Below are 26,538 nucleotides of genomic sequence, written 5' to 3'. Positions count from 1 at the left end.
CGACAGTTCCCTTGCCTGCGCTCCTGTGTTAATTAAATCAAACGAAAACGACAATAACCCCACTTCTTCAGAGAGTCTTTATGTCGCTCCGCATCTGTATCCTGGAAACCGATATCCTTCGCCCCGAACTGATCGAGCGGTACGAGGGCTACGGCCGGATGTTCCAGCAACTGTTCGCCAAGCAGCCGATCGCTGCCGAGTTCGTCATCCACAATGTGGTGGAGGGACGCTATCCGGCGGAGGACGAGCGCTTCGACGCCTACCTGGTGACCGGCAGCAAGGCCGACTCCTTCGCTCCCGACCCGTGGATCCAGACCCTGAAGACCTTCCTCCTGGACCGCTACGAGCGCGGCGACAAGCTCCTCGGCGTGTGTTTCGGCCACCAGTTGCTGGCCTTGCTGCTCGGTGGCAAGGCCGAGCGCGCCAGCCAGGGGTGGGGCATGGGCATCCACCAGTACCAGTTGAACGAGCGAGCCGATTGGATGAGTCCCGCGCTGCCGGACCTGACTCTGTTGATCAGCCACCAGGACCAGGTTACCCGGCTGCCGGAAAACGCGCGGGTGATCGCTTCCAGCGACTTCTGTCCCTACGCCGCCTACGCCATCGGCGACCAGGTGCTGTGCTTCCAGGGCCATCCCGAGTTCGTCCACGACTATTCCCGCGAACTGCTCGAACTGCGCCAGCAGCACCTGGGCGAGGAGCTCTATCGCAAGGGGGTCGAGAGCCTGGCGAGGGACCACCAGGGCACCGTCGTCGCCGAATGGATGATGCGCTTCGTCGCGCGCCAGCCAACCGGCGCCTGAGCCGGCCCGCGCCATACGAGCGCCGCCAGCCTCCCGGGGTTGGCGGCGTTTTCGTTTCAGGCCGGGCAGTCGAGGATGAAGCGCTCAGGGATCCCGCGCTGCGGGCGTGCCGGCGGGGTGCCGCTCTGCAACTTCAGCGCCAGGTTGGCCGCCAGCGCGCGAACCATCGCCTGGTTGCATTCGAGGGTGCGCGCCAGCGCACCCGCCGAGCCTTGGGCCAGGCCGAGCAGCGAATAGCCATTGGTCAATATCGCCAGGGAGGCGACGATCCAGAATTTCCTTGTTTGCCTTCTCATGCTGTTTCCCGGGAAAGAAGCCGGCGTTCAACCGGCGCGTCGACTGTTCAACCCCGAGAGCAGCCCTGGCAGGGCCTGGCCGATCTGGTTGTAGAAGGTCGTGGCGGTGTCGTTGTCGGGTGTGGCGTTCCTGGCGCTTTCGGCGCCGGCGAGGAGGCTCAGCACGACCAGCATGAGGATGGCGTACAGACCCAGGGTGGCCAGGGCGGTGTTGCGGGCATAGTGGCGTGGGCTGCGACGTTTCATGGCGGCTTCCGTGATCGATACCTCGATGGGCATAGGATCGCGGATGGAAATTCGATTGAATAACGAATTATCGCGCTATCAACTATCGACAGAAATGATGATTTAGGCGGAGGGATCCTGGGCCCGCAGCGCTCAGGAGGTCGGCGCGAGCAGCCGGTCGACCACCTGCCGGGCCCGCTCGAAGGAAGGGTAGCCGCTGCGCGCCACCGGCAGGTCGGCGTAGGCCTGCCGGTAGGATTCGGCCCTGGGAATGTCGGCACGCGGCAGCAGGTAGGGTTCGGCGTAGATCTTGTAGAGCATCGCATTGGCCAGCGGGTAGCCCCGCCTGGCGGAGCGTTCGAGCAGGCCGGTGACGCGTTCGCAGTCGCTGGCCTGGCCGTCGCGGCGGGCGAGCAGGACCGCCTGATAGAAGTCCGCCTCGCCACTGCGATCGTCGCGCGCGGCGCGCTCGAGCAGGGCCTGGGCCAGGGGCAGGCGTTCGCGGTCATTGGCGACGATGATCAGCTTCGCCTGCAGCATGTCATTCTCGAACAGCAGTTTCTCCCTGTCGTTTTCCTGGCGGCAGGTGGCGCAGCTTGCCAACAGCGGGAGCAGGCAAAGTGCAATCCATTTCGGCATGGCGGATTTTCCTTGTCATGGTGAAACGCTGGAAACCAATGGAGGGGCGAGGCGCCCCCAAGGTTCCCCCGCATGCAGTCTAGTCGGCCAGGCGCGGGGTGGTCCCGGCGACCCTTGATGCGCATCAACTGGCGCCGGTGGGCGAGGCGTACGGTGAAAGATGCAAGGCGGCGCACGCCGCGCCAGCCCGAAGCCAAGAAGGAAACGCTCATGATTCGTGAAGTTGAAGGTGACATTCTGCTTTCCGGGGCGCAGGTGATCGCCCATGGCATCGCTCCCCAGGATCATTTCGACAGCGGCCTGGCCCTGGCCTTGCGCGAGCGTTGGCCGTCGATGGTCCGCGACTACCGCCACGCAGCCCATGCCAGGGCACCCGAGCCGGGCGGCATCTGGGTCTGGGCCGGGGTCGACGAACAGGGCAGGACGCAGTGCATCGTCAACCTGATCACCCAGGGCATGCTGCACAGCGGACGCAGCGCCAAGCCGGGCAAGGCGAGCCTGGAGGATGTCGGCCACGCCCTGCGCGAACTGGCTCGCTACGTGCGCAGCGAAGGGGTGAGCAGCCTCGCCTTGCCCTGCGTGGCGACTGGCGTGGGCGGGCTGGCCTGGTCCGAGGTCAAGCCGCTGGTGCTGCGTCATCTCGCCGACCTGGAGATCCCGGTGATTCTCTACGAGGTCTATCGCAAGGGCGTGGCGGCCGACGAGAAGCTGGCCTGAACGAAGAAGCCCGGCATCCGCCGGGCTTTTCAGGTTCTACGAGTGGGCATGAGCGGGCGAGGGGGCTCAGCCCTGCGCATCGCTATCGCTCGCAGCCGGCGCGATGGCCTGCTGCTGGTGGGCCTGTTCGATGGCGTGCTGGTTCAACCGGACCATGCGGTTTTCCATCAGGCTGGACTCGTCGGCGAAGGCACCCGGCAGGGAAAGGCTGGCGACCAGGCCGAGCAGGAGAGTGGCGAAGACATTGCGTTTCATGATGACCTCCGGTTTTCCTTGGATGTCATCAGTATGATCCGTAATAATTTTTGAAAAACTGCGCTTTATAAGAGTAACTATTACCTTATAGGTAATTATCTGTCGTAAAAAAGCCCGACGCGGGTCGGGCTCTTCATCGGGCGGGGCTGTTCAGCCCAGGTGTTTCCTGTCCAGTTCGATCGCCTGGTCGAGGGTGTCCAGCAGCGCCTTGCGCACCTTGAGCTTGGTGTTGCGGTGCGCGGTCATGTTGAGTTTCTTCAGTTGGTGGGCCGCGCTCTTCGCGGTCTCCAGCAACTGCTCGGGGCTGACCAGGACGTCGAGGAAGCCGGCGTCGACCGCGGCGGAGGGGCTGAACATCTCGGCATTGATCACCGAGCGGGTGAACGCCGACTTGCGCAGGCGGTCGCGCGCCAGTTCGATGCCGACGTGATGCATGGTCATGCCGATGGCGACTTCGTTCAGGCCGATCTGGAACGGCCCGTCGACGCCGATGCGGTAGTCGACCGAAAGCAGCAGGAAGGCGCCCTTGGCGACCGCGTGCCCGGGGCAGGCGACGATCACCGGATAGGGGTGGGAGAGCAGGCGGCGGGCCAGGGTAGAACCGGCGGTGACCAGGTTGACGGCGTTTTCCGGGCCGGAGGTCATGACCTTCAGGTCGTAGCCGCCGGAAAGGATGCCCGGTTGCCCGGTGACGATGACCACGGCCTTGTCCTGCTGGGCCTGGTCGAGTGCCTGGTTGAAGGCGTCGATCAGCGCCGGCGAGATGGCGTTTACCTTGCCGTTGCTGAGGGTCAGGGTGGCGATGCCGTCTTCGAACTGGTAGCTGATCAACTCGCTCATGACAGGTTTCCTTGTGGTGGAGTGGGGCAGACTTTATTGAGGGGCGCAGCCTGCGTAAAGCGCTTTGGCTGACCCATGGGTCATGCCGGGCCGGGCTCGCGAGGTTCTGCTGCGGGTCTGGACCTGCCGGTGCGTGGCGAAGCGGAGTGGACGCCGGAAGCCGCCACGAAGGCTCCGAGCCCGGCATTGCCCGGCCTGCCAGAAGAAACGGTTGAGTCTGGTCGGGGAAGGCCGCAATATGGGCCCTATCGTTAGTCCGGCCGCGCATGAGCGCGAGTCAGCCGTTTCGAGGACTCCGCCGGGCGCCATTCGCCGTGGGGACGCGAGCGGACGAAGGTATTCGGTGGTCCGAGGAGGGCCGGTAGCGCGAGGGATGGCCTCGCGTGGAACAATCATTCAGGCGCGGGTCGGGTTGCGGGCCCGTTGAGGAGATCAAAGTGAGCGAGTCCCTGTCCATCCATCACGACGTGGGCGGCCATCAGTTCGAAACGACGGTGGATGGCCATCGCGCCTATCTGGCCTACATGGACCTGGGCAAGCAGACCCTGGACATCTACCGGACCTTCGTGCCGGATTCGCTGCGTGGCCGCGGGATCGCCGCCGCGCTGACCGAGCATGCCCTGCAGTATGCCGATCGCATGGGCTACAGCGTGATCCCGTCCTGCTCCTACGTGGAGCGCTACATCGAACGGCGCCAGCGGCAGGCCGATCCCGCCGCCTGAGCGAGGCGCGCAAGGAAGAACGCCGGGCGGATGCCCGGCGTTTTCGTTTACCCCACGCTCAGCCGCGCTGGCGTTTCGGCAATACGTCCCTGAGCTTGGCGTGCATGCTGCGGATACTCTTCTCGGTGGCCGCCCAGTCGATGCAGGCGTCGGTGATGGAGACGCCGTACTGCAACTGGCCGAGGTCCTTCGGGATCGGCTGGCTGCCCCAGCCCAGATGGCTTTCCACCATCAGGCCGACGATCGAATTGTTACCCTCGACGATTTGGTTGCTGACGTTGTCCATCACCAGCGGTTGCAGGGCCGGGTCCTTGTTGGAGTTGGCGTGGCTGCAGTCGACCATGATGTTCAGCGGGACCTTGGCCTTGTTCAGGTCCTGTTCGCAGAGGGCGACGCTGACCGAGTCGTAGTTCGGCTTGCCGTTGCCGCCGCGCAGCACCACGTGGCCGTAGCGGTTGCCCTTGGTGGTGACGATGGATACGCCGCCCTGCTGGTTGATGCCGAGGAAACGGTGCGGGCTGGAGACCGATTGCAGGGCGTTGATCGCCACGGTCAGGCTGCCGTCGGTACCATTCTTGAAACCGACCGCGGACGACAGGCCGGAGGCCATCTCGCGGTGGGTTTGCGATTCGGTGGTGCGCGCGCCGATCGCCGACCAACTGATCAGGTCCTGCAGGTACTGCGGGGAGATCGGGTCGAGCGCTTCGGTAGCGGTGGGCAGGCCTTTCTCGGCGAGGTCGCGGAGCAGTTGCCGGCCGATGTGCAGGCCATCCTGGATCTTGAACGAGTCGTCCAGGTACGGATCGTTGATCAGGCCTTTCCAGCCGACCGTGGTGCGTGGCTTCTCGAAGTACACGCGCATGACCAGGAACAGCGTATCCGCCACTTCGGCCGCGAGTGCCTTGAGGCGGTCGGCGTATTCGTGGGCGGCCTTGATGTCGTGGATGGAGCACGGGCCGATCACCACGAACAGACGGTGGTCCTTGCCGTCGAGGATGTCGCGCACCACCTGGCGACCGTGGGCCACGGTCTGCAGGGCCTTGTCGGTCAGGGGGATTTCACGCTTGAGCTGCTCCGGCGTGATCAGGGTCTCGTTGGAGGCAACGTTAAGGTCGTCGATCTGTAAATCAGCCATCGTGGTACTCAATCAGGTCACGGGCGCCGGCCGCCGGGAGTCCCCCTGCGAAAGGGCGCAGGCATGAAGTTCGCAAGCGGGGAGACGAACCTTAACGTGTCGGGCCGGGCCTAGACAATGGGCCGGACGCGGATGGGCGGGGTTTTTCCCGCGCGCCGGGAGATTTCTTCGCCCAGGCGTCGCCGCAGTTGCAGGCGTCGCCGCCGCGGTCGATAGTGTGCAGGCGCTACGGTGGCGCGGCGCCCGCAGGCGAGGCGGGGCCCTGGCCCAACGCTCGGCGGGAGCAGCGGCGAACGCACCGGCAGCGCTTTTCCCAATCCATCTCTACCGAGGTCAACAGCGTGCCGTCCCTGGAACTCACCGATCTGGACGCCGACCAGCGATTGCTCGCCCTGCCAGGGGTTTCCCTGCTGGTTTTCACCGGCGAAGGGTGCGCTTCCTGCCGATGGGCGCGGCGTCACCTCGGTGACCTGGATCTCCCCGTCGAGCGCCTGTGCTGGGTGGATGCCGGTCGCAACGGCGGACTGGTGGAGCGCTACGGGGTTTTCCACCTGCCAGCCCTGTTCGTGGTTCGCGACGGCTGTTTCCACGGCGCCTTGAATGTCCCGCTGCAACGCGAGGCCCTGCGGGGCGCGGTACTGGCGGGATTGTCCGGTTCACCTGAGGAGTTGCCCTGATGAAACCAACGCAGCGGCGGATCGGCATCATCGGTACGGGAGCCATCGGCGGCTTCTATGGATCGATGCTGGCGCATGCCGGCCACGATGTGCATTTTCTCCTGCGCAGCGAGTTCGAGGCGGTCAGTCGCGCCGGCCTGACCCTGAACAGCGCGGTGCATGGCACGCGGCGCCTGGCGCCGGTCCAGGCCTACCATTCGGCGCAGGACATGCCGCCCTGCGACTGGTTGCTGGTGGGCGCCAAGACCACCAGCAACGCCCAGCTCGCGCCGCTGATCAGCGCGGCGGCGGCGGAGGGCGCGAAGGTGCTGCTGTTGCAGAACGGCCTGGACGTCGAGGAACAGTTGCGCCCGTTGCTGCCCGAAAGCCTGCATCTGCTCGGCGGCCTCTGTTTCATCTGCGTGCACCGCAGCGAGCCGGGAGTGATCGAGCACCAGGCTTATGGCGGGGTGAACCTCGGCTATCATTCCGGCCCGGCCGAGCAGTCGCGACGAGGCGAGATCGTCGAGGAGGGGGCCGCGCTGTTCCGCGCCGCCGGCCTGGAATCGACGGCGATGCCGGACCTGGAGCAGGCGCGCTGGCAGAAGCTGGTGTGGAACATCCCCTACAACGGGCTGTCGGTATTGCTGGACAGCAGCACCGCGCCGCTGATGGCCGACCTGGACAGCCGGGCGCTGATCGAGGCGATGATGCAGGAGGTCATCGACGCCGCCGCTGCCTGCGGCTTCCTCCTGCCGCCTGGCTATGCCGGACAGTTGCTGGCGGCGACCGAGCGGATGCCCGATTATCGCCCGAGCATGTACCACGACTTCGCCCAGCGGCGTCCGCTGGAACTCGCGGCGATCTATGCTGCACCTCTGGCGCGGGCCGCCGCCAGGGGATGCGACATGCCCAGGGTAGAGGCGCTGCACCAGGCGTTGCGCTTCCTCGAAGCGCGAGGACGCTGAACAAACGCGACGCCCCCGGATGGGGCGCTCGGCGACATGGCTGGAAAAAGCCCGAAACAGCAGGGAACGCTAGGAGAATGGATGCTTGCTGCTAATCTGCCAATGAGGCCCGCCGCGCAGGCTGTCGAGGAGGCCGCATGATTCGTTCGATTCTCTATGCCACCGACCTGGGGCTCTATGCCCCGTACGTCCTGCAGCACGCCCTGTCGTTGACCCGCGCCTACAATGCCGAACTCTATGTCGTCCATGTGGTGGAGCCGCTCGGGTTGTTCGCCGAGTCGGTCCTGCAGACCTACCTGGACACCGAGCGCCTGCAGGACCTTCGCACGCAGGGTCTGGACAACGTCATGGAGAGCATCGAGAAGCGTGTCCTGGAAGGTTTTCGCGACGAGCTTGGCGAACTGCCCCAGGACGCCGCGCTGGTCAAGAGCGTGCGGGTGGTACAGGGCGATCCGCCGCAGATGATCCTCGACGAGGCGGAACGGCTGGCCGTCGACCTGATCGTCGCCGGTAGCCACAGCCACGGCACCCAGCTCGACACGCCGCTGGGACGGACCGCGGCGCGCCTGGTGCAACTGGCCGAAGTGCCGGTCTACCTGGTGCCGATGCTGCAGCACCGCAGCCGCGACCTGTGAATCGCGGCGTGACCGGCCTGGCGAAAAAGCGTGCAGAATCAGAAAAAACGTCTAATTTTATTCCTCAAACCATTAATATGGTTATATACCTACGGTTCTTGATCGCCGGTCGCGACAACCTTTTCGAGGAATCTCCATGAAGCTTCAGCAACTGCGCTATATCTGGGAGGTTGCGCACCACGACCTCAACGTCTCCGCCACGGCGCAAAGCCTCTACACCTCGCAGCCGGGCATCAGCAAGCAGATCCGCCTGCTGGAGGACGAACTGGGCGTCGAGGTGTTCGCGCGCAGCGGCAAGCACCTGACCCGGGTGACGCCGGCGGGCGAGCGGATCATCCATACCGCGGGCGAGATCCTGCGCAAGGTCGAGAGCATCAAGCAGATCGCCCAGGAGTTCTCCAACGAGAAGAAGGGCACGCTGTCCATCGCCACCACCCACACCCAGGCGCGATACGCGCTACCCAACGTGATCAGTGGGTTCATCAAGCAGTATCCGGACGTTTCCCTGCACATGCACCAGGGTACGCCGATGCAGATCGCCGAGATGGCCGCCGACGGCACCGTCGACTTCGCCATCGCCACCGAGGCGCTGGAACTGTTCGGCGACCTGATCATGATGCCCTGCTATCGCTGGAACCGTTGCGTGATCGTGCCCCATGGCCATCCACTGACCAAGCTGCCGAAGCTGACCCTGGAAGCCCTGGCCGAGCAGCCGATCGTCACCTACGTGTTCGGCTTCACCGGGCGCTCCAAGCTCGACGAGGCATTCAGCCAGCGCGGCCTGGTGCCCAAGGTGGTGTTCACCGCCGCCGATGCCGACGTGATCAAGACCTACGTGAGGCTGGGCCTGGGGGTGGGTATCGTGGCGCACATGGCGGTCGACCCGAAGCTCGACAACGACCTGGTGACTCTCGACGCCAGCCACCTCTTCGAGTCCAGCGTGACCAAGATCGGCTTCCGCCGCGGCACCTTCCTGCGTGGCTTCATGTGCGATTTCATCGAGAAATTCGCCCCGCACCTGACCCGCGAACTGCTGGCCAAGGCCGTGCAGTGCCACAACAAGGCCGAGCTGGACGAGCTGTTCGACGGTATCGAGCTGCCGGTCTACTGATCGCCTCCAGCCATGAAAAAGCCCGGCGCCAGGCTGGGCTTTTTCATGGCCGGCCTTCAGAGCATGTCGAGATTGTCGCGTCCGGCCAGCCTGGCCAGGGCCTCGCGATCGGCATCCGCGGCTTTCTCCGCCTGCGGTTCGAGGATTTCATGGAGGAAGCTCATGAACACGGTGTAGACCTGCTCGCGCCCGTCGTCGTGGCGAACCACGAAGAACGGCGCGGTGTCCACGCCATACTGCGCGGCCACCATCCAGCCGACGCTGTTCGGGTCGCGCTCGTCGGCCACCAGGGTGCGATGGATGCGCGGCAGGTAGCCGCCTTGCTCCAGACGTTGCCGGACTTCCTTGCACTTGCGGCAGTCCTCGCCGTCGGCGAGGACTTTCTTGACCATGGTGATGCGCATGCTGGGTCTCCGCTCGGGGTTCGACCCGCACTTTACCCCGATTGCATACGCCTATCGACGCTTTCAGGCCTTGCTGATCAGATTGCCGGCGTGCAGGCCGCATTCCTTGTGGGTGGCTTCCTCCCACCACCAGCGGCCCTCGCGCTCGTGCTGGTTGGGCAGCACGGGGCGGGTGCAGGGCTCGCAGCCGATACTGATGTAGCCGCGCTCGTGCAGGCTGTTGTAGGGCAGCTCGAGCATGCGGATGTAGCCCCAGACTTCCTCGCTGGTCATGGCCGACAGCGGGTTGAACTTGTACAGCGGCTTTTCCGCGGTGGAAAAGGCACCGTCGATCTCCAGCACCGCCACCTGGCTGCGCGTGCCAGGGCTCTGGTCGCGTCGCTGGCCGGTGGCCCAGGCGCGAACGCCGGCGAGCTTGCGCTTGAGCGGTTCGATCTTGCGCACTCCGCAGCACTCGCCATGGCCATCCCTGTAGAAGCTGAACAGGCCCTTTTCCCTGACCAGCGGTTCGAGCAGGCGCGGGTCGGGGGAGAGCACGTCGATGGCGATGCCGTAGTGTTCGCGGACCTGGTCGATGAAACGGTAGGTTTCCGGATGCAGGCGGCCGGTATCGAGGCTGAACACCTTCACGTTGCGGTTGAGCTTCCAGGCCATGTCCACCAGGACGACGTCTTCGGCGCCGCTGAAGGAGATCCACAGGTCATCGCCGAAATGTTCGAAGGCGGCTTTCAGGATCTCCTGGGGGGATTGGTCGGCAAGGCGGGAGGCGAGGGCGAGAACGTCAAACGGCTGGCTCATCGGGCTGGGGTCCTGGTGCTGGGCGGCGCTGTCGCGCTCTGTGGCGGGAATGGTAGCAAAGGGCGGCATATGGCCCTAAATAACCATTTACCTTTGTCTACCTTCGTTCGTGGAATAAGCTGGCGTTGCCTTGCCGTCGGCGAGCGGCTAGAGTGCCGCGTCCGTCGTCACCCCATCGTTCAGAGAATTTCGAGGAGAGTCCTGTGGAAATTGCCTGTCTTGACCTGGAAGGCGTGCTGGTTCCGGAAATCTGGATCGCGTTTGCGGAGAAAACCGGCATCGACGCGCTGAAGGCGACAACCCGCGATATCCCGGACTATGACGTGCTGATGAAGCAGCGCCTGCGCATCCTCGACGAGCATGGCTTGAAGCTGGGCGACATCCAGGAGGTGATCGCCACGCTGAAGCCGCTGGAAGGCGCGGTGGAGTTCGTCGACTGGCTGCGCGAGCGCTTCCAGGTGGTCATCCTCTCCGACACCTTCTATGAGTTCTCCCAGCCGCTGATGCGCCAGTTGGGCTTTCCGACCCTGCTGTGCCACAAGCTGGAGATCGACGAAAGCGACCGCGTGGTCGGCTACCAGTTGCGCCAGAAAGATCCCAAGCGACAGTCGGTGATCGCCTTCAAGAGCCTCTACTATCGTGTGATCGCCGCCGGCGACTCCTACAACGACACCAGCATGCTGTCCGAGGCCCATGCCGGTATCCTTTTCCATGCGCCGGAAAACGTGATCCGCGAGTTCCCGCAGTTTCCCGCGGTGCATAGCTACGAGGACCTCAAGCGCGAGTTCCTCAAGGCTTCCAGTCGTTCACTGAGCCTGTAACCGACGCTGCGGAAGAAGCCCGCCTGCCGCGGGCTTCTTTCATTCCAGCGGGCGGCTGGCGGCCAGCCCTTCCAGGGTGTCCAGCAGGACCCTGACCTTGTCCAGGGTCTCCTGGTATTCCTCTTCCCAGCGTGAGTCGGCGACGATGCCGCCGCCGCCCCAGCAACTGACCTGGCCATCCTTGACCAACAGGGTGCGGATGGCGATCGAGCTGTCCATCTCGCCACGCACGTCCAGGTAGAACAGGCTGCCGCAGTAGATGCCGCGGCGACTCGGCTCCAGTTCGTCGATGATCTGCATGGCGCGGATCTTCGGGGCGCCGGTGATCGAGCCCCCGGGAAAGCTGCCTTCCAGCAGGTCGAGGGCGTCCTTGTCGGACGCCAGTTCGCCGGTGACGCTGCTCACCAGGTGGTGCACGTTGGGGTAGCTTTCCAGGGCGAACAGTTCCGGCACCCGCACGCTGCCGGGGCGGCAGCTGCGGCCGAGGTCGTTGCGCAGGAGGTCGACGATCATCAGGTTTTCCGCGCGGTCCTTGGGACTGGACAGCAGCGAGGTGGCCAGCGCCGCATCCTCCGCAGGCGTCTCGCCACGGGGGCGGGTGCCCTTGATCGGACGGGTCTCCACCTGCCCCTGGCTGAGCCTGAGGAAGCGCTCCGGCGAGAGGCTGAGGATCGCCCCGCCGGCCAGTCGCAGGTAGCCGGAGAACGGCGTCGGGCAGGCGCGACGCAGGGCCTGGTAGGCCGCCCAGGGCGAGCCACTGCAGGCGGCCTGGAAGCGCTGGCTGTAGTTCACCTGGTAGCAGTCGCCGGCCTGGATGTAGTCCTGGATGCGGCGGATCGCCTGCCGATAGTCGGATGCGCTGATGCTCCGTCGGAATTTTCCCAGAAGCTTGAAGTTGCCGGCCGTGCCTTGCGTTTCCTCGCTGAACAGGGCGATCAGGCGCTGGCGTTCGCGCTTGTCCAATCGCGGGTGGAATACCAGTTGGCTGGTGCCGGCCTGGTGGTCGCTGATCAGCGCCCAGGCATACAGGCCGACGGAGGCCAGCGGCAGGCCCAGGTCATCGCGGGCGTGTTCGCCGATGCGCTCGATGCGCCGACCCAGGTCGTAGGATAAATAGCCCAGCAGACCGCCGGCGAAGGGCAGTTCGTACGGCGCTGGCAGCTGCGTGGGGCCCAGGGTTCCGGCCGCTTCGCGTAGGCGGGCGAAGAAGCGGTTGGCCGATTCGTCGGGCAGTGGCGCCAGTTCTGCCAATGGCCAGGCGCTCATAAGGTCATAGCGTCCACGGGTAGCGACAGGGCGACCCGAATCGAGCATTACCGCGCCGGGAGCCTCGTGGATGATGGCGAAACGACAGCTCGGGTCGCTGTGGTAGGGCAACGGGTGAACATGACAACTGGGCATGGAAAGTGGGGGTAGTGGGACAATCAGGAATTCTAGTTCGCCGGAATCGTCGATCCTAGAGCCATTTCTTCAGTTTACGTAAGAAGGGTGATCTGCTAATTATGGAAATATCCCACGGAGATTTGGCTCCGTACCACAATGATAATGACACAGGGATACAGGCCGTGGATGCAGTACAGGATCCAGCAGCCGGCAGCCTTTCGCGCTCCAGAATAGTGCCGCCTCAGGTGCCAGCCGAATATTCTCTTCGCCCCGCGATCCGCGCTCTGCTGGATCGCAACCCTCATTCCCGCGTTCTGATGTTTTCCGCGCCTGCCGGCTTCGGCAAGACCTGTGCGCTCGCGGCCCTGGCCAGGGAGCGCACTGTAGCAGACCAGGCGGTGGCCTGGCTGTCGCTGGCCGAGGAGGACGACGATCCCGCGCGTTTCTGCCGGCAACTCATCGAAGCCGTTGGCGAAGCTGTACCGCAGTTGGGCGACGACGCCCAGTCCTATCTGCAGAACACCATGCGGGTACCGGTGGTGGCGGTCATCGAAAGCCTGCTCGGCGAGCTCAATCGCCATGCGCGGCCCCTGCTGCTGGTGCTGGACGACCTGCACCTGGTGAGCAACCCCGACATTTTCGCCGGCCTCAACCGCCTGGTGCAGTACGCGCCACCCGGTCTGGTCCTGGCCCTGGGTACGCGCTCGCAGCCGCCATTGAGCCTGGCCACCTGGCGGGCCAAGGGGCTGTTGCTGGAGATCGGCGTCGAGGAATTGCGCCTCGGTTTCGAGGAAACCCGCGAATACCTCGAGCGCAGCGGGCTCTACCTGGACGAGGCCTGCCTCAAGGCGCTGCATGGCCAGACCGAGGGCTGGGTGGTCGGCGTACATCTCGTCAGCCTGTGGCTGCGCCAGCAGCCGCAAGTCCAGGATCAGCAGATGGCCCTGCTGGACGGCGACAAGCAAGCGGTCAGCGCCTATCTGCTGGCGGCGGTCTTCGAGCGCCTGCCCGACGACCTGCAGCAAGCGCTGCTGGCATTGGGGGTGGCCAGCCAGTTGAGCGGTGACCTGGCCAATGCCCTGACCGGGCGGCAGGACGGCCAGGCGCTGCTGGAACGCCTGGAATCCATGCAGCTCTTCCTCCTGCCGCTGGATCGCGAGCGGCAGTGGTATCGCTTCCACCTACTGTTCGCCGAGTTCCTCCGTACCCGCCTGCGCGAGTCCGACCCGGACCGCTTCAAGCAACTGCATTTCAACGCCAGCCTGTGGTTCACCAACCACCACATGCCCACCTTCGCCATCGAGCACGCCTGCGCCGCGGAGGATCCGGAAATGATCGCCGCGCTGGTCGACGGTTGCGGCCTGGAGCTGATCAACCGCGGGCAGCTCAGCCTGATCTATCGTTGGCGCAAGCACGTGCCGGACGAAATTGCCGAACGTTATCCGATCCTGGTGCTCACCGATGCCTGGTCGCGCGCCAGCGACCTGAGCCTGGGCGACGCCAACCGGATCATCGACGAGCTGCTCGCGCGTTGGGGCGAAAGTCGCGGCGACGGTCCGATGGGCGACCAGTACCTGTCGGCGCTGGCGGTGAAAGCCGTGGTCGCGCTGCAGAAGGATGACCTGGAACTGTGCATCTCCCTGGCGCGCCGGGTGGAGGTACAGCTCGGCCAGAACGCCGCCTTCCTCGAAGTGGCTGTTCTGATCACCGCCGCGCTGGCCCAGGTGGTGCGCGGCCAGGCCGACCAGGCGCGACGTCTGCTGGGGCTGGCGCAGCAGCGCAATCATTTCCTCGAAGGGCGCTACCTGGACATGCAGCTGGCCAACGTCGAGGTGATCCTGGCCCTGGAGCAGGGCCAGGTGAAGCAGGCGCAACTTCTCATCGAGCGGCTCCGGCAGCGCGCCCAGCCTCTGTTCGAGAAGTCCAGGAGCGCCCTGGCCCTGCCCACCATCACCGAAGCCCTGACCGCCTACTACCGGGTCGAGCTAGAGGGCCTCGAGGAGCGTCTGGGCTGGGCGCTGGGACATGTGGACGTGATCAACCCGATCGACTTCTATGCCCAGGGACAGATCTGCCTGGCGCGCACCCAGCGTCTGCTCGGCCGCCCGAAGGAGGCGCTGGCCAGCCTTGCGGCGATGCAGGCCCTGGCCTCGCGCAACCAGTCGTGGCGTTTCTTCGCCCAGGCCATGGCCGAGGAAATCAACCTGATCCTCCAGGACGTCGGGCCCGATCGCCTGAAGCGCGCCGAGCAGCGGCTGAAGAGCGTGGACTGGAACAAGATGGCCGCGCACTACCGCAACATGGCCTTCAACCCGGTCAACTGGTCGCTGGGCGTGACCCGTGTGCGCCTGTTGCAGGGGCGCGGGCATTTCAGCGAAGCCTTGCACGAGATCACTCAGTTGCGCGGCACCCTGCAGCCCGGCTGGCACGGCCTGCAGCGTCTGCGCCTGGACATCCTGGCGGCGCTCAGCTACCAGCGCCTGGGCTATCAGGAACGGGCCAACAGCCTGCTCGGCGAATGCCTGATCAACGCCGAGCGCGAAGGGGTGCGCAGCCTCTTCGTCGAAGAGGGCGAGGGAATCCGCCAGTTGCTCCAGCAGCTCGAGTCCACCGAGCGCCAGCCGGCATTGCAGGCGTTCATCCGCGGCCTGCTCGGCATCTGGCCGGGGCAGGGCGTGCGCAAACCCCAGGATGCGCTCGAGGAAGGACTGACGGAGCGCGAGCGCGAAGTGGTCTGCCTGGCCGCACAGGGTCTATCCAACGAAGAAATAGGCCAGCGCCTGTCGCTGGCCCTGGGGACCGTCAAATGGCATCTGCACAACATCTACGAAAAGCTCAAGGTGCGCAATCGCACCCAGGCGATCCGGCGGGCCCGCGAATTGAGCCTGCTCTGACCATGACGATTCGCGACGGAGCTTCCGCCAGCGCCATTCCGCTGTTGCAGACCAAGCTGTTCCCGCCGAACGCCGGCGGACTCCCGCTGCTGCCCCGGCAGGCGCTGATCGACCGCCTGTACGAGGCCCGCGCGCGGCGCGCGCTGGTCCTCAGCGCGCCGGCCGGGTTCGGCAAGAGCACCATCCTCTGCCAGCTGCGCCTGCGTCTGCTGGAGCAGGGCGCGGCGGTGGCCTGGTTGTCCTGCGACGAGACCGACAGCGAGCCGCAGCGTCTCATCCAGTACCTGCTGGCGAGCATCCAGAGCGTGGTGCCGACCTTCGGCGGCAATACCGCCAACCTTCTGGGGGCCGATGTCGCGGTACCGCTGGAGGGTATCCTGGATGCCTTCCTCGCCGACCTGCGGCGCCTGGAGGGGCCGCTGTACCTGTTCCTCGACGATTTCCACCGGATTCGCCACGCCGCCTTGCCGCATGGCGTCCGTTACCTGGTGGAGAATCTGCCCGACCATGTGCGGGTGGTCGCCTCGACCCGTTTCCGGCCGCGCTTCCTGGTCGACGAACCGACCCTCAAGCCCTGGACCTTCTGCCTGAGCGCGGAAGACCTGCGCCTTTCGCGCGAGGAAAGCGATGCCTTCCTTCTCGAACTCAAGGGGCTGGATCTGGGCGAGCGCGAGCTCAAGCTGCTGTTCAAGCGCACCGAGGGCTGGATCACGGCGCTGCACCTGGCAGCCCTGGCGTTGAGCCGCAATACCGATCGGGAAGGCTTCCTCCGTGGTCTCTCGGGGACCGAACGGAACATCGCCGACTACCTGGCCGAGGACGTACTGGCCAGCCTGCCCGCCGACCTGCAGCTGTTCCTCGACCAGACCTCGGTGCTCGACGAGTTCAACGCCGAGCTGTGCAACGCGCTGACCGGCCGCCGCGATGGCCTGGACATGCTCATGCGCCTGCAGAACGAGCAGTTGTTCGTCATCGCCCTGGACGACCAGCGCGAGTGGTTCCGCTATCACCACCTGTTCGCCGAGTTCCTCCAGGGGCGCCTGTCCCGGCATGCCGACCCGACCCCGTTGCTGCATGCGGCGGCGCGCTGGTGCGAGGGGCGCGACATGGCCGACCGGGCGATCAAGTATGCCCTGCGCGCCCGCGACTACCTGTTCGCCGCCGAACTGCTGGAGCGGCAGGGCGCGCGCCTGATCGCCGGCAACCGGGTGTACGGCATCCTTGGCATGCTCAACGGCATTCCTTCCGAGGTGATCCGCGAACATCCGGTGTTCCAGATCTTCTACGCCTGGCAACTGGCGTTCGAGCAGCGTTTCGCCGAGGCCGAGGCGCTGATCGAAGAGGTCAGCCACCGTCTCCTGCAGGGACGCGGCAAGGTCATGCATTTCGGCCTCGGTGAGTTGCTCGCCGCGGCCCAGGTGCTCAAGGCCCTGGTGCTGCTCTACCAGGACAAGCTGGAAGCCTGCCTGAAGGTCGCCCGTCACTGGCTGTCGATGGTGCCGAGCAACCAGCCGGTGTTCCGCGCCAGCCTGCTCTGCGTGCAGGCCTCGGCGTACGCCCTGCTCGGCGACTACGCCGAGGCTGCCGGCGCCATCGGTTCGGCGCGTGAGGACCTGAAGGTCGCCGACAGCGAATACCTGCAGGTGGTGACCAGCCTGATCGAGTCGCTGATCTGCAAGGAGAGCGGCGACCTGGAGCGGGGAAGGGCGATCGCCGAGTCGGCGCGCAACCGGGTCGAGCAGGTCTTCGGCCGCCGCAGCCGGGTCGGCGGTCCGCTGTCGCTGGCCTACGCCGATCTGCTCTACGAGCAGGACCGGCACGCCGGCGTGCTTGCCGAGCTACCGCTGGCGACGGTCTGGCGGGACGTCGCGACACCCGTCGAACTGCTCAGCCGCGGCCAGTTGGTGATGGCCAGGGCGCGCTTCTTTTCCGGCGCCGCCGAACAGGGCCTGGCGCAACTCGACGAGTGGCTGGGCGGCTTGCTCTCGCCTGGCTACGAGCGCGTCTACGCTCATGCCATGAGCTGCAAGGTGCAGTTCCTTCTGTGGCTGCGCCGGCCCAACGAGGCCGAACGGGTCTGCCTGCAACTGGAACGACACCTGGCCGGGCTCTCCGGCGAACGGCATGCCGACGCGCAGACCGCCCTGGTCCTGGCGGAGGCGCGCCTGGCATTGTCCGAGCGGCATGCCGAACGCGCCCAGAGTAAGCTGGAAGGCTGTCTGGCCGGCTACTCTTCGGCCTACCAGAGGGACCGGCGGCTGCGTTTGTCCCTGTTACTTTCTGTGGCGTATTGGCAGAAAGGTAACAGCGAAAAAGCCATCGGCCTGTTCCTCGCCACGCTCGAGGAAGCCTGGAATCTCGGCTACCGGCGGCTGTTCCAGGACGATGCTTTGTGGTTGCTGCCGATGTGGGAAAGCTGGCGGGAGGCGGAGCCCAAGCGCGCGGCAGCCTGGCAGGGACTGGCCGACCTGCTTCGCGAACAGTGCCGGAAACTCTCCGTGGATCCGGAGAGTTTCGATGAAAATCAGGATGTTAGCCATCGCGAAAGGGAAATCCTGCGGCTGGTGGCGGCGGGCTTGTCGAATCGTGATATCGCGCAGGCGGTGCACCTGTCGGAAGCCACCATCAAATGGCACCTGCACAACCTGTTCGCCAAGCTGGGGGTGAAGAGCAGAACGCAAGCCGTACTAAAGGGTAAAAGCCTGGGGTTGCTGAGCGAGGCGTGAATATGTCCCGCCATCGCTCCATCCCTTGGATGGGCTGGCGGTGCAGGGGGTGGCCCAGTAGCTTGGAAACCGGGACGAGAGAGCATGACGCTCTACCGCATCCATGTCCGGGACACCTAGGGAAGCAGTCCCGGACCTGGAGATCGGCGAAACGCCGGTCGACCTGCCGGGGAGAGGATGCAAACGGCAGTGCCCTGGGGCAAACCACACCTGAACACTGGAGAAATAACAATGAAAAAGCACCTGTTCCTTGCAACTGCTGTTCTGGCTGCTCCCTTGCTGGCGCATGCCGACCTGAAAGCCATGGACGATGGCGCGCTGTCCGACGTGACCGGTCAGGCAGGCATCAGCATTTCCGGTACCTTCCAGGGCTCCGTGGGAGCCGTGACCTACACCGACACCGACACCAACGGCGGCTCCCTGCGCCTGGAAAGCATCAGCCTGCCGGCGCTGACCATCGATGACAGCAAGCCGCTGACCATCGATGTGGTCACCGCCGACATCGGCGGCAAGTCGACCCAGCAACTGGCCATCGGCCTGCCGGCCATCACCGGCGACGTGACCGTCGGCGCGATCAAGGTAGGCGACACCAGCGCCGCCAGCATCGGTTCGCTGACCGTTTCCGGACTGAACATGGCCGGTTCCACCATCAAGGTCTGGGGTCACTGATCCAGGCGATCCGGGTCGAGACGCGAAGACCTCGCCGAGGCATCGGCGGGGTCTTTCTCCAAAGAGGTGCGACGGGGCGATGTTCGAGATTTTGCTGGGAAGTCTGATCGGACTGTTCGGGTTCACCCAGACGGTCGACACCAAGCCGCAACCGCAGGGCACGGTCAACCTCAGCCAGCCTCTGACCCCCAATGGCCCCTATCGCGAATCCGTGCAGCTGGAACCGATGAGCCAGCTGCAGTTCCGCAACGTCATCCGCCAGGCCTACGACTACAGCTGCGGCTCGGCGGCCCTTACCACGCTGCTGGACTACTACCTCGGGCGCAACCTCGAGGAACGCCAGGTCATGGAAGGCCTGCTGCGCTATGGCGAGGCCGAGAAGATCGTGCAGCGCCGCGGTTTCTCGCTGCTCGACATGAAGCGCTACGCCGCCGCGCTGGGCTACAAGAGCGGCGGCTTCCGCGCCGAGTTCAGCGATCTGGACGCCCTCGAGCATCCGGCACTGGTGCCCATCCACTACGCCGGCTTCAAGCATTTCGTGGTGGTCCGCGATGTCTACAACGATCACGTCTTCGTCGCCGACCCGGCCCTGGGCAACATCAGCTTCACCCGGACGCGCTTCGAGGAAATCTGGGACCAGAACGTCCTGTTCGTGATCTTCCCGAGTGGGCAGGAGCCCCGCAACGCGCTGGCGCTGAGCGACCGCGACATGCGCCTGGTGGATGACCGCACCGTCAGCCTGCTGGCATTCCGCGAGTTTCCGCAGATCAACAAATTCACCGAAAACCAGGTCCGTGAGTTGGGCAGCGGTGGCGACGTGATACACCTGCGCACCAAGTAGCAGGTACCCAAAACAAGAACAATCTCTGGGGATAGCGCCATGAGAATCAGGGGGTACACAGGCGCAGCGGCGCTGCTGCTGTGCATCAGCGGCCTGTCCGTCGCCGAGGAGGCCTCGGTCGACCAGGCCCGTGACGCGCTGGCCAAGAAGTCGGATGACGCCGATAGCGCCAAGGCGCTGGAAGAGGTCTTCCAGGCCGCCGAGAAGAGCTACACCTTGCTGAAGAAGGGCGAGCGGACCCTCACCTACGGGTTCGACTACGCGCTGGTGCGCGACCAGCGCCTGGCCCTGGTGCCGCTGACCACCACCAGCGGCGGTACGCAGATCTACGGCCTGGCCGGCCGGCAGAGCCAGGCACAGCACACGTTCACCAATTCCTTCACATTCGACTACGGGATCTGGGACAACCTTACCTTCAGCTTCCGCCTGCCGCTGGTGGCCAAGTACGACACCGAGATGGACACCCACGCCTACAGCCTCGGCGACGTCTCCGCGACCCTGCGCTGGCAGCCCTGGGCGGCGGTGCGCGGGCGGCCGGTCACCACGCTGTACACCACCATCGGCCTGCCGACCGGCGACAGCCCCTACAAGACCAACCTGGACAAGGACATCTCCACCGGCAACGGCTACTACAGCCTGGGCTTCGGCGCGAACATGTCCTATGTGATCGACCCGGTGGTCCTCTACGGCTCGCTCGGCTACACCTGGAACCTGCCGGTGGACGACGTGCACCAGACCCTGGCCGACGACTCCCGGCTGGAGAAGGTCTCGCCCGGCAACACGATCAACTTCAACATGGGCATGGCCTACGCGCTGTCCTACGACGTCTCGCTGGCGACCTCGTACCAGATGGCCTACACGCTGAAGAACCGCTATCACACCACTGCCGGTACGTTCGAGTCGTCCGAACAGACCAGCAGCATCATGAACTTCTCGCTCGGCTTGCGGACGTCGCCGGACTACATCGTCAACGTCAACGCCGGTTTCGGCCTCACGGAAGACTCGCCGGATGTACTGCTGGGGTTATCCGTACCCCTGGATATCAAAGGGCTGAAGGCCCAGTAACCCGCGAGCGAGGCCCATTATGAAGATGCGCATTGCGCCGCTCCGGCTGGCGCTGGCAGGGGTGTGCCTGGCCTGGATTCCGCAGGCGGGAGCACAGATGGCCAACGACCTGACCATCGGCAACCCGAAAGCCATGGCTCTCGGCAACGCTGTTACAGCCGACGAGACCGGTATCGACTCGGTGCACTACAACCCGGCGGCACTGACCAGGATGAAGGGGCGCCAGGCGACCGTGAAGCTGCTGACCGGGGTGATGGATATCCGCGCCGGCTTCAAGGCGCCGCCGAACTACGGCGAAGGCACCTTCGGCCTGCGCGACGATCCGGTCGCCAACAGCCACAGCCGGACCCTGACCCCGACCATGTACCTGCCGGGGCTCGGCGGCATGACCGAAGTACCCCTGCTGGTGGCGCCGCTGGCCGGGATCTCGATCAACCCGCCGGGCTCCAAGTTCACCTTCGCCACCAACGTCTATACCCCTCAGGCGCTGGGCTACAGCCGCGACTCCGACAGCGATCCGGCGCGTTACCAGGGGCGCGAGGTATCGCTGCAGCGACTGACCTACTTCTCGCCGACGCTGGCCTACCAGGTCAACGACGAGCTGTCGGTCGGCCTCTCGGTGGGCTTCTCCCACCAGGCGGTGGCGCTTAACCAGGACTTCCGCGCGCCCAACCAGTTGCTCGGGTTGTTGCAGCAGACCAAGGAGATCGGCTGCCTGCCGGGGATGCAGGAGATCCTCGAGGTGTTCTTCAACGTCTGTGGCGGCAACATCGGCCCGTTCCAGAACCTGGCGAACATCGATCTGGACATACAGCAATCGCTGTCGCCGAGCTTCAACCTGGGCGTGCTCTGGGAGCCCACCGACTGGTTCGCCTGGGGCGCGACCTACCAGAGCGAGTCGCGGATGAAGCTCAAGGGCAAGTATCGGGTCGACTACGGCCAGGGTTGGCAGGGTTTCTGGACCGGGGTGCACAAGTCGCTCGGCGGTGCGATTCTCGGGCAGATGTTCCCCTACGGGAACGTCGACGAGGAACACGGCAACGCGACGATGAACATGGTCTACCCGGACGCCTTCTCCACCGGGATCCGGGTGCGACCGTTCAAGAAATGGCAATTCAACGTCGACCTGAAATGGAACGGCTACAGCGACTGGAACGAGTTCAAGATCGAGTTCGATCGCGAACTCGACCTGCTGCGCATCGCCAAATATCTCGACTCCAAGGATGCCACCAGCCACAGCATCACCCTCGACCGCGGCTACCGCGACACCTGGAGCTGGGCCATGGGCGTGCAGTACGACGTCAACGATCGCCTGCAGCTGCGCGCCGGCTATGAGTACCGGCCCTCGGCGATTCCCAAGGGCCAGGCAGACATCCTGGTGCCGATCGGCGACGCCGATCTCTACGGCCTGGGGCTGGGCTACCAGTGGGACAAGGACACGGTGATCGATGTCGGCTTCAATTACTTCGTCACCAAGCAGAGCGTCAAGGCCGACACCAGCTGCAACCTGAACTGCACCGGGCTCGACAACCTGGTGTACAACCCCTACGCGGGTCTGGACGTGGACACCACGGTGAAAGCCTATATTTTCGCCATGACCTACCGCACGACCTTCTGAGGGCTGGAACATGCGCGCATCCATCGTACTCGGCGCTGCGCTGGCGCTGCTGGGATCCCCGGCGGGCTGGGCTTCCGGCGGCCGCTACCTGACCTGGGTGGACGACAATGGCGGGGTGCACAACACCTTCGTCGACGGCCGGTTCGAGCAGCAACAACGCCAGGCGCGACAGCGCGTCGGCCAGAGCGACCAGGCGCGGGTGCTGAACAATGCGGACAATGCCACGCAGTGGCCGGGGAACAAGAGCGGCGGGGAGAGCAAGCGCCGCTATTACACCTGGATCGACGCCAGCGGTAACGTGCAGAACAGCTTCTACGCCGGCGCCCAGGTCGCCGGGCAGCGCGCCGACTATGTCCTGCCCAACGGCGAGCACTCCGCCGAATACATCGATGCCGAGGCCTTCGAGGGCAAGGGCTTCGTTCGCAGCGAGAACGGCAGTCCCTACTACACCTGGGTGGACGAGAAGGGCCGCATGCACAACTCGCAGATCCCGCCCGAGGAGCGCGCGGCGCGCTTCAAGCGGGAGGCCGCGCCTTCGTCGCAGATCGCCTTCACCGAGGGCCGGCAGATCGAGTTCAAGCAGCGTCCGGCGGCGTTGCCCGGCCTGGATGGCGCCGGCCAGCAGAGCGATGCGCTGAAGGCTTTGCTCAAGGGCACCGAGATGACCATCGACGATCTCTACCAGGATCTGCAACGGCGTTGCTGCGAGCAGATCGCCGAAAGCGACTTCACCGAGCTGGACGCCGACGAACCGCGCTACGAGGAGTTGAACCGCTTTTCACCGAGCTTCGACTTTCCCATGGGCAGGAGCTTCTACGCGGCGATCCGGCTGCCGCGCTCCCAGGGGGTCTACGGCCTGCGCATCCGCAGTTTCGCCAACCGCCAGGTGGTCTACCCGTCGCTGCTGTTCCTCGACGAGCACAAGCGGCCGACCCGGCTGGTCAGCGACGCGGTGTACAAGCTGAACCCGGAAACCTGGTATCGCTACGCTTTCATCGAGGGTACGGTACCGGTGCGGGCCAATCGCGGCGAGCGCTACGTGCTGCTGCTGACCACCGACGAGGACCGCTCGCTGCAAACCCTCGACAACAAGCCGTTCAAGCGTCCGTTGCAGGACCTGGCGGTAAACGAGGCGGGTATGCAGGTGCACGAGCACGCCCGGCAGGGCGGTTTCGAGTTGGCCGTGGTGCGTTGAAATCCGAGACATGAAAAAGCCCGGCCGGAGCCGGGCTTCTTCATACCGGAAGCACGTCAGCCCTGTTGCTGCTGGACGTGGCCGAACAGCTGCTGGGAGAAGCGTACGCGCTCTTCCGCGGACTCTTCGATGCCTTTCGCCTTGAGTTCTTCCAGTCGCGCCTCGACGGCGTGGCAGCGGTGCACCAGGCCGCTGTCGTTGGCGATCTGGATGTTCAGGCCCGGGCGGGCGTTGAGCTCGAGGATCAGCGGGCCTTTCTCCTGGTCGAGAACCATGTCCACGCCGATGTAGCCGAGGCCGGACAGCTCGTAGCAGCCGGCCGCCAGCTTCATGAAGCCGTCCCAGTTCGGCAGTTGCACGCCGTCCACCGCGTTGGTGGTGTCCGGGTGCTTGGCGATCTTGTTGTTCAGCCAGGTGCCGCGCAGAGTGACCCCGGTGGCCAGGTCGACGCCCACGCCGATGGCGCCCTGGTGCAGGTTGGCCTTGCCGCCCGACTGGCGGGTCGGCAGGCGCAGCATGGCCATCACCGGGTAGCCCATCAGCACGATGATGCGGATGTCCGGCACGCCTTCGTAGCTGATGCTCTTGAAGATCTGGTCGGGGGTCACCCGGTACTCGATCAGTACGCGGTCGCGATGACCGCCGAGGGAGTAGAGGCCGGAGAGGATGCTCGAGATGTGGTGTTCGATCTCCTCGTGGCTGACGATCTTCCCCGAAACGGTCTTGTAGCGGCCCTCGAAACGGTCGGCGATCACCATGATGCCGTCGCCGCCGGCGCCCTGCGCCGGCTTGATGACGAAATCGTTGTGCTCGCCGATGATCTCGTTGAGCTTGTCGATGCCTTTCTCGGTCTCGATGATGCCGTACATCTCCGGCACGTGGATGCCGGCCTCGAGCGCGCGTTCCTTGGTGATGATCTTGTCGTCCACCACCGGGTACAGGTGCCGCTTGTTGTACTTCAGGACGTAATCGGCATTGCGTCGGTTGATGCCCATCACGCCTTTGGCGGTCAGGTCTTTCCAGGTCTTCCAGATCGACATGGTTCAGTCCTTGAGCAGGGCCTTGAAGCGGAACAGCTCGGTCAGGCGGTAGCCGCGGTAACGGCCCATGGCGAGCATGAAGGCGACCAGGATCAGCAGCACGGCCGGGAAGGTGAAGATGAAGTACACCAGTTCCGGGATGCGCATGAGGATGTGCGCCAGCGATGCCGCGAACAGGGTGCCGATGGCCACCTTCATCGCATGGCCGCCGCCGCGCTCTTCCCAGGTGATCGACAGGCGTTCGATGGTCATGGTCAGGATCACCATCGGGAACAGGGCGATCGACAGGCCGCTCTCGAAGCCGAGCTTGTGGCTGAACAGGCTGATCACCGCGATCATCACCACCACGAAGGTCAGCACCACCGACAGTCGCGGCAGCATCTGCAGTTTCAGATGCTCGAGGTAGGAGCGCAGCGACAGGCCCAGCGCGGTGATCACCGTGAACAGGGCGATACCCCATTGCAGGCCGGTTTCGCGGAAGGCCAGAGCGATCAGCACCGGGGTGAAGGTGCCGAGGGTCTGCAGGCCGATCAGGTTGCGCAGGATCAGGATCACCAGCACGCCGATCGGGATCATGATCATGATCTGGAAGGTCTGCTGGGTAGACAGCGGCAGGCCGTACAGGGAGTACTCGAGGAAGGCCGCCTCGGTGTTCTCGTCGGACAGCTTGGCCAGGCGGATGGCGTTCATCTCGCTGCTGTTCAGGCTGAAGCTGACCTGGGCCTTCTTGCCGCCGTCGATGCTCATCAGCGGTTCATCGCCGAGCCACCAGATCAGGCGGTCGGAGGGCAGGCCCTGCTCGCCGGTGACCACGTTGAAGTACAGCCAGTTCTCGCCGTTGAAGCTGCGCAGCCAGAGTTCCGGGCTCTGCTGCAGGTCGGCGACCAGGCGGATGGTATGGACCCGCTCCATCGGCACGTGGGCGATGGACAGCAGGGTTTCGACGATATGCGCTTTCTTTTCCAGGCTGGTGTCGCCGGCCATCAGCAGCTTGACGTTGTCGTCGTTGCCGTTGTTGGCGCGCTTGATGGCTTCGCTGACGAAGGTCTCGACGTCCGCCGAGTGCTGGCGGATCGGTGCGAGCAGGGCTTCGGCGGCGATCTTTTCCGGGCCTTCCAGGGGCAGGCTGTCGCGGAAGATCGGGCCTTTCTCCTTGGTCTTCTCGCCGGTGTAGCGCTTGGTCAGCACCAGGCGGTAGTAGAGGGTCTGCTTGCCGTTGGCGCGGCGCGCGGACCAGGTCACCTTGCGGTTGCCGTCGGCGCGATTGATGCTGACGCCGTAGTTGTTGGAGACGAAGCTTTCGTTGAGGCTGACATAGTCCTGGCTCAACGGCGGAACGAACATCTGCACCTTGACCGGGGTTTTCGGCGTGGCGACGAAGTCGACCTTGGCATCGATGTTCCAGAGATCATCGGTTTCGGCTTCGGTGACGGGAATACCCTGGACGAAAATCTGATAGGCAGTGATCGCCACGCCCAGGGTCAGGAGAATGGCGATCAGGACTTTCAGATGCAGGTTGAGAGAGCGCATGTGGTTTACTCAGCAGGTTTTGCATCAGGTTTGCAGCCGGGTTTCCCGGCCGAGTATTTCAGGCTCGGATCGACCAGCGCATCGAATTTCTTCAAGGCTTCCGAGCCGATCAAAAGCGGGTATTGGAATGCACTTCGGTCGGTCAGGTTCACTTCGATGGTGCGAATCGCCTTGCCCATGCAGACCTGCAGCTCGATCACCGGACGGGCGGTATAGGCCTTGCCCTCGTCCGGATTGAAGTCGCCATGGCGGCGCTTGATCTTGCTGATCCGCGCCAGGGGCTTCTCGATCGGGGTGTCGTCGGCGTTGTCGGTGGCCAGGTAGAAGCGCACCCAGGTCTCGCCGTCGCGCTTGAAGCGCTTGATGTCGCGGGCGCTGAGGGAGGCGGTCTTGGCGCCGGTATCGAGCTTGGCGGCCAGTTGGATGTCCGGGTCACTGATACGCGCGTATTCGTTCAGGCCGTAGACCGTCTTCTCGGCGGCTACGCTCAGGCCTGGTACGGCGATGAATAGGCAGAACAGGGAGGGCTTGAGTTTCATAAGTCCTGGTTGG

General features: G+C 64.7%; 27 protein-coding genes. 15 read left to right on the top strand and 12 right to left on the bottom strand.

The window, feature by feature from the left end; all coding sequences use genetic code 11:
• Positions 1–80 precede the first annotated feature (80 nt).
• A complete protein-coding gene (locus PSPA7_RS16925) occupies positions 81–803 on the top strand; it encodes an amidotransferase (RefSeq protein ID WP_012076213.1) in 723 nt (240 codons plus the stop codon).
• Positions 804–859: 56 nt separating this feature from the next.
• On the opposite strand, the gene PSPA7_RS16920 is transcribed toward PSPA7_RS16925, so the two are convergent.
• The 3 genes from PSPA7_RS16920 to PSPA7_RS16910 all read right to left on the bottom strand — a co-directional run bounded on the left by PSPA7_RS16920 (position 860) and on the right by PSPA7_RS16910 (position 1,963).
• Complete coding sequence (locus PSPA7_RS16920) at positions 860–1,099, bottom strand: hypothetical protein (RefSeq protein ID WP_012076212.1); 240 nt, start codon at positions 1,097–1,099, stop codon at positions 860–862.
• Positions 1,100–1,126: 27 nt separating this feature from the next.
• Positions 1,127–1,345 carry a hypothetical protein gene (locus tag PSPA7_RS16915; protein WP_012076211.1) on the bottom strand — a complete coding sequence of 73 codons (219 nt, stop codon included), beginning with the start codon at positions 1,343–1,345 and terminating at the stop codon, positions 1,127–1,129.
• Positions 1,346–1,477: 132 nt separating this feature from the next.
• On the bottom strand, positions 1,478–1,963 hold the full coding sequence (locus tag PSPA7_RS16910) for a hypothetical protein (protein WP_003152894.1): 486 nt from the start codon (positions 1,961–1,963) through the stop codon (positions 1,478–1,480).
• Positions 1,964–2,173: 210 nt separating this feature from the next.
• Between PSPA7_RS16910 and PSPA7_RS16905 the strand changes: the two genes are divergently transcribed.
• Entirely contained in the window at positions 2,174–2,680 is a 507-nt protein-coding gene (locus PSPA7_RS16905; RefSeq protein WP_003152896.1) for a macro domain-containing protein, read from the top strand.
• 66 nt (positions 2,681–2,746) lie between these two features.
• On the opposite strand, the gene PSPA7_RS16900 is transcribed toward PSPA7_RS16905, so the two are convergent.
• Positions 2,747–2,935, bottom strand: a complete 189-nt coding sequence (locus PSPA7_RS16900) for a hypothetical protein (RefSeq protein WP_003152898.1) — start codon at positions 2,933–2,935, stop codon at positions 2,747–2,749.
• A 150-nt stretch (positions 2,936–3,085) separates the two neighbouring features.
• Positions 3,086–3,775 (bottom strand): crotonase/enoyl-CoA hydratase family protein, encoded by a 690-nt coding sequence (locus tag PSPA7_RS16895; RefSeq protein ID WP_012076210.1) that lies wholly within the window; start codon positions 3,773–3,775, stop codon positions 3,086–3,088.
• Between the two features lie 437 nt (positions 3,776–4,212).
• Here PSPA7_RS16895 and PSPA7_RS16890 point away from each other — a divergent pair, with 437 nt between their 5' ends.
• Entirely contained in the window at positions 4,213–4,497 is a 285-nt protein-coding gene (locus PSPA7_RS16890) for a GNAT family N-acetyltransferase (protein ID WP_003087762.1), read from the top strand.
• A 58-nt stretch (positions 4,498–4,555) separates the two neighbouring features.
• On the opposite strand, the gene PSPA7_RS16885 is transcribed toward PSPA7_RS16890, so the two are convergent.
• A complete protein-coding gene (locus tag PSPA7_RS16885) occupies positions 4,556–5,632 on the bottom strand; it encodes a 3-deoxy-7-phosphoheptulonate synthase (protein WP_003152901.1) in 1,077 nt (358 codons plus the stop codon).
• Between the two features lie 320 nt (positions 5,633–5,952).
• On the opposite strand from PSPA7_RS16885, the gene PSPA7_RS16880 reads away from it, so the two are divergent.
• From PSPA7_RS16880 to cysB, 4 genes are all read left to right on the top strand, one after another.
• Positions 5,953–6,309, top strand: coding sequence for a YbbN family protein (locus PSPA7_RS16880; RefSeq protein ID WP_033997303.1), 357 nt, complete (start codon positions 5,953–5,955; stop codon positions 6,307–6,309).
• On the top strand, positions 6,309–7,256 hold the full coding sequence (locus PSPA7_RS16875) for a putative 2-dehydropantoate 2-reductase (protein ID WP_012076209.1): 948 nt from the start codon (positions 6,309–6,311) through the stop codon (positions 7,254–7,256). Before PSPA7_RS16880 ends, PSPA7_RS16875 begins: the two co-directional genes overlap by 1 nt.
• Before the next feature lie 137 nt (positions 7,257–7,393).
• Positions 7,394–7,891, top strand: a complete 498-nt coding sequence (locus tag PSPA7_RS16870; RefSeq protein WP_003152906.1) for a universal stress protein — start codon at positions 7,394–7,396, stop codon at positions 7,889–7,891.
• A 136-nt stretch (positions 7,892–8,027) separates the two neighbouring features.
• Entirely contained in the window at positions 8,028–9,002 is a 975-nt protein-coding gene (gene cysB, locus PSPA7_RS16865) for an HTH-type transcriptional regulator CysB (protein ID WP_012076207.1), read from the top strand.
• Between the two features lie 56 nt (positions 9,003–9,058).
• Here cysB and PSPA7_RS16860 read toward each other — a convergent pair whose 3' ends face one another.
• Together PSPA7_RS16860 and PSPA7_RS16855 are read right to left on the bottom strand one after the other, a co-directional pair.
• Positions 9,059–9,406 carry a hypothetical protein gene (locus PSPA7_RS16860; RefSeq protein WP_003152907.1) on the bottom strand — a complete coding sequence of 116 codons (348 nt, stop codon included), beginning with the start codon at positions 9,404–9,406 and terminating at the stop codon, positions 9,059–9,061.
• Between the two features lie 63 nt (positions 9,407–9,469).
• Entirely contained in the window at positions 9,470–10,273 is an 804-nt protein-coding gene (locus PSPA7_RS16855) for a phosphoadenylyl-sulfate reductase (RefSeq protein ID WP_079262184.1), read from the bottom strand.
• 134 nt (positions 10,274–10,407) lie between these two features.
• On the opposite strand from PSPA7_RS16855, the gene thrH reads away from it, so the two are divergent.
• On the top strand, positions 10,408–11,025 hold the full coding sequence (gene thrH, locus PSPA7_RS16850) for a bifunctional phosphoserine phosphatase/homoserine phosphotransferase ThrH (protein ID WP_012076205.1): 618 nt from the start codon (positions 10,408–10,410) through the stop codon (positions 11,023–11,025).
• A gap of 39 nt (positions 11,026–11,064) precedes the next feature.
• Here the strand turns inward: thrH and pabB are convergent, their stop codons facing one another.
• Positions 11,065–12,426, bottom strand: a complete 1,362-nt coding sequence (gene pabB / locus PSPA7_RS16845; protein ID WP_041025365.1) for an aminodeoxychorismate synthase component I — start codon at positions 12,424–12,426, stop codon at positions 11,065–11,067.
• Positions 12,427–12,590: 164 nt separating this feature from the next.
• Here pabB and PSPA7_RS16840 point away from each other — a divergent pair, with 164 nt between their 5' ends.
• The 7 genes from PSPA7_RS16840 to PSPA7_RS16810 all read left to right on the top strand — a co-directional run bounded on the left by PSPA7_RS16840 (position 12,591) and on the right by PSPA7_RS16810 (position 23,416).
• Positions 12,591–15,302: a winged helix-turn-helix domain-containing protein gene (locus PSPA7_RS16840; protein ID WP_071535365.1), complete on the top strand. Its 2,712-nt coding sequence runs from the start codon at positions 12,591–12,593 to the stop codon at positions 15,300–15,302.
• Positions 15,303–15,304: 2 nt separating this feature from the next.
• On the top strand, positions 15,305–18,028 hold the full coding sequence (locus PSPA7_RS16835) for a winged helix-turn-helix domain-containing protein (protein ID WP_012076202.1): 2,724 nt from the start codon (positions 15,305–15,307) through the stop codon (positions 18,026–18,028).
• Between the two features lie 231 nt (positions 18,029–18,259).
• Positions 18,260–18,697 carry a DUF6160 family protein gene (locus PSPA7_RS16830; protein WP_003152910.1) on the top strand — a complete coding sequence of 146 codons (438 nt, stop codon included), beginning with the start codon at positions 18,260–18,262 and terminating at the stop codon, positions 18,695–18,697.
• A gap of 79 nt (positions 18,698–18,776) precedes the next feature.
• Positions 18,777–19,538 carry a C39 family peptidase gene (locus tag PSPA7_RS16825; protein WP_012076200.1) on the top strand — a complete coding sequence of 254 codons (762 nt, stop codon included), beginning with the start codon at positions 18,777–18,779 and terminating at the stop codon, positions 19,536–19,538.
• A gap of 39 nt (positions 19,539–19,577) precedes the next feature.
• Complete coding sequence (locus tag PSPA7_RS16820; protein WP_012076199.1) at positions 19,578–20,603, top strand: transporter; 1,026 nt, start codon at positions 19,578–19,580, stop codon at positions 20,601–20,603.
• Positions 20,604–20,622: 19 nt separating this feature from the next.
• On the top strand, positions 20,623–22,221 hold the full coding sequence (locus tag PSPA7_RS16815) for an outer membrane protein transport protein (RefSeq protein ID WP_012076198.1): 1,599 nt from the start codon (positions 20,623–20,625) through the stop codon (positions 22,219–22,221).
• A gap of 10 nt (positions 22,222–22,231) precedes the next feature.
• Complete coding sequence (locus tag PSPA7_RS16810; protein WP_003152913.1) at positions 22,232–23,416, top strand: MalM family protein; 1,185 nt, start codon at positions 22,232–22,234, stop codon at positions 23,414–23,416.
• Positions 23,417–23,472: 56 nt separating this feature from the next.
• Here PSPA7_RS16810 and PSPA7_RS16805 read toward each other — a convergent pair whose 3' ends face one another.
• From PSPA7_RS16805 to rloA, 3 genes are read right to left on the bottom strand one after another with little or no spacing between them, the layout of a single operon-like run.
• Positions 23,473–24,456 (bottom strand): alpha-L-glutamate ligase-like protein, encoded by a 984-nt coding sequence (locus tag PSPA7_RS16805; RefSeq protein WP_003120311.1) that lies wholly within the window; start codon positions 24,454–24,456, stop codon positions 23,473–23,475.
• A gap of 3 nt (positions 24,457–24,459) precedes the next feature.
• Positions 24,460–25,986 (bottom strand): osmotic stress tolerance membrane protein RloB, encoded by a 1,527-nt coding sequence (gene rloB, locus PSPA7_RS16800; RefSeq protein WP_012076197.1) that lies wholly within the window; start codon positions 25,984–25,986, stop codon positions 24,460–24,462.
• Between the two features lie 5 nt (positions 25,987–25,991).
• On the bottom strand, positions 25,992–26,525 hold the full coding sequence (gene rloA / locus PSPA7_RS16795) for a retropepsin-like aspartic peptidase RloA (protein WP_003152914.1): 534 nt from the start codon (positions 26,523–26,525) through the stop codon (positions 25,992–25,994).
• Positions 26,526–26,538: the final 13 nt, after the last annotated feature.

The organism is Pseudomonas paraeruginosa PA7, assembly GCF_000017205.1.
Classification (GTDB): domain Bacteria; phylum Pseudomonadota; class Gammaproteobacteria; order Pseudomonadales; family Pseudomonadaceae; genus Pseudomonas; species Pseudomonas paraeruginosa.
This window is presented reverse-complemented; position numbering and strand designations above follow the sequence as displayed.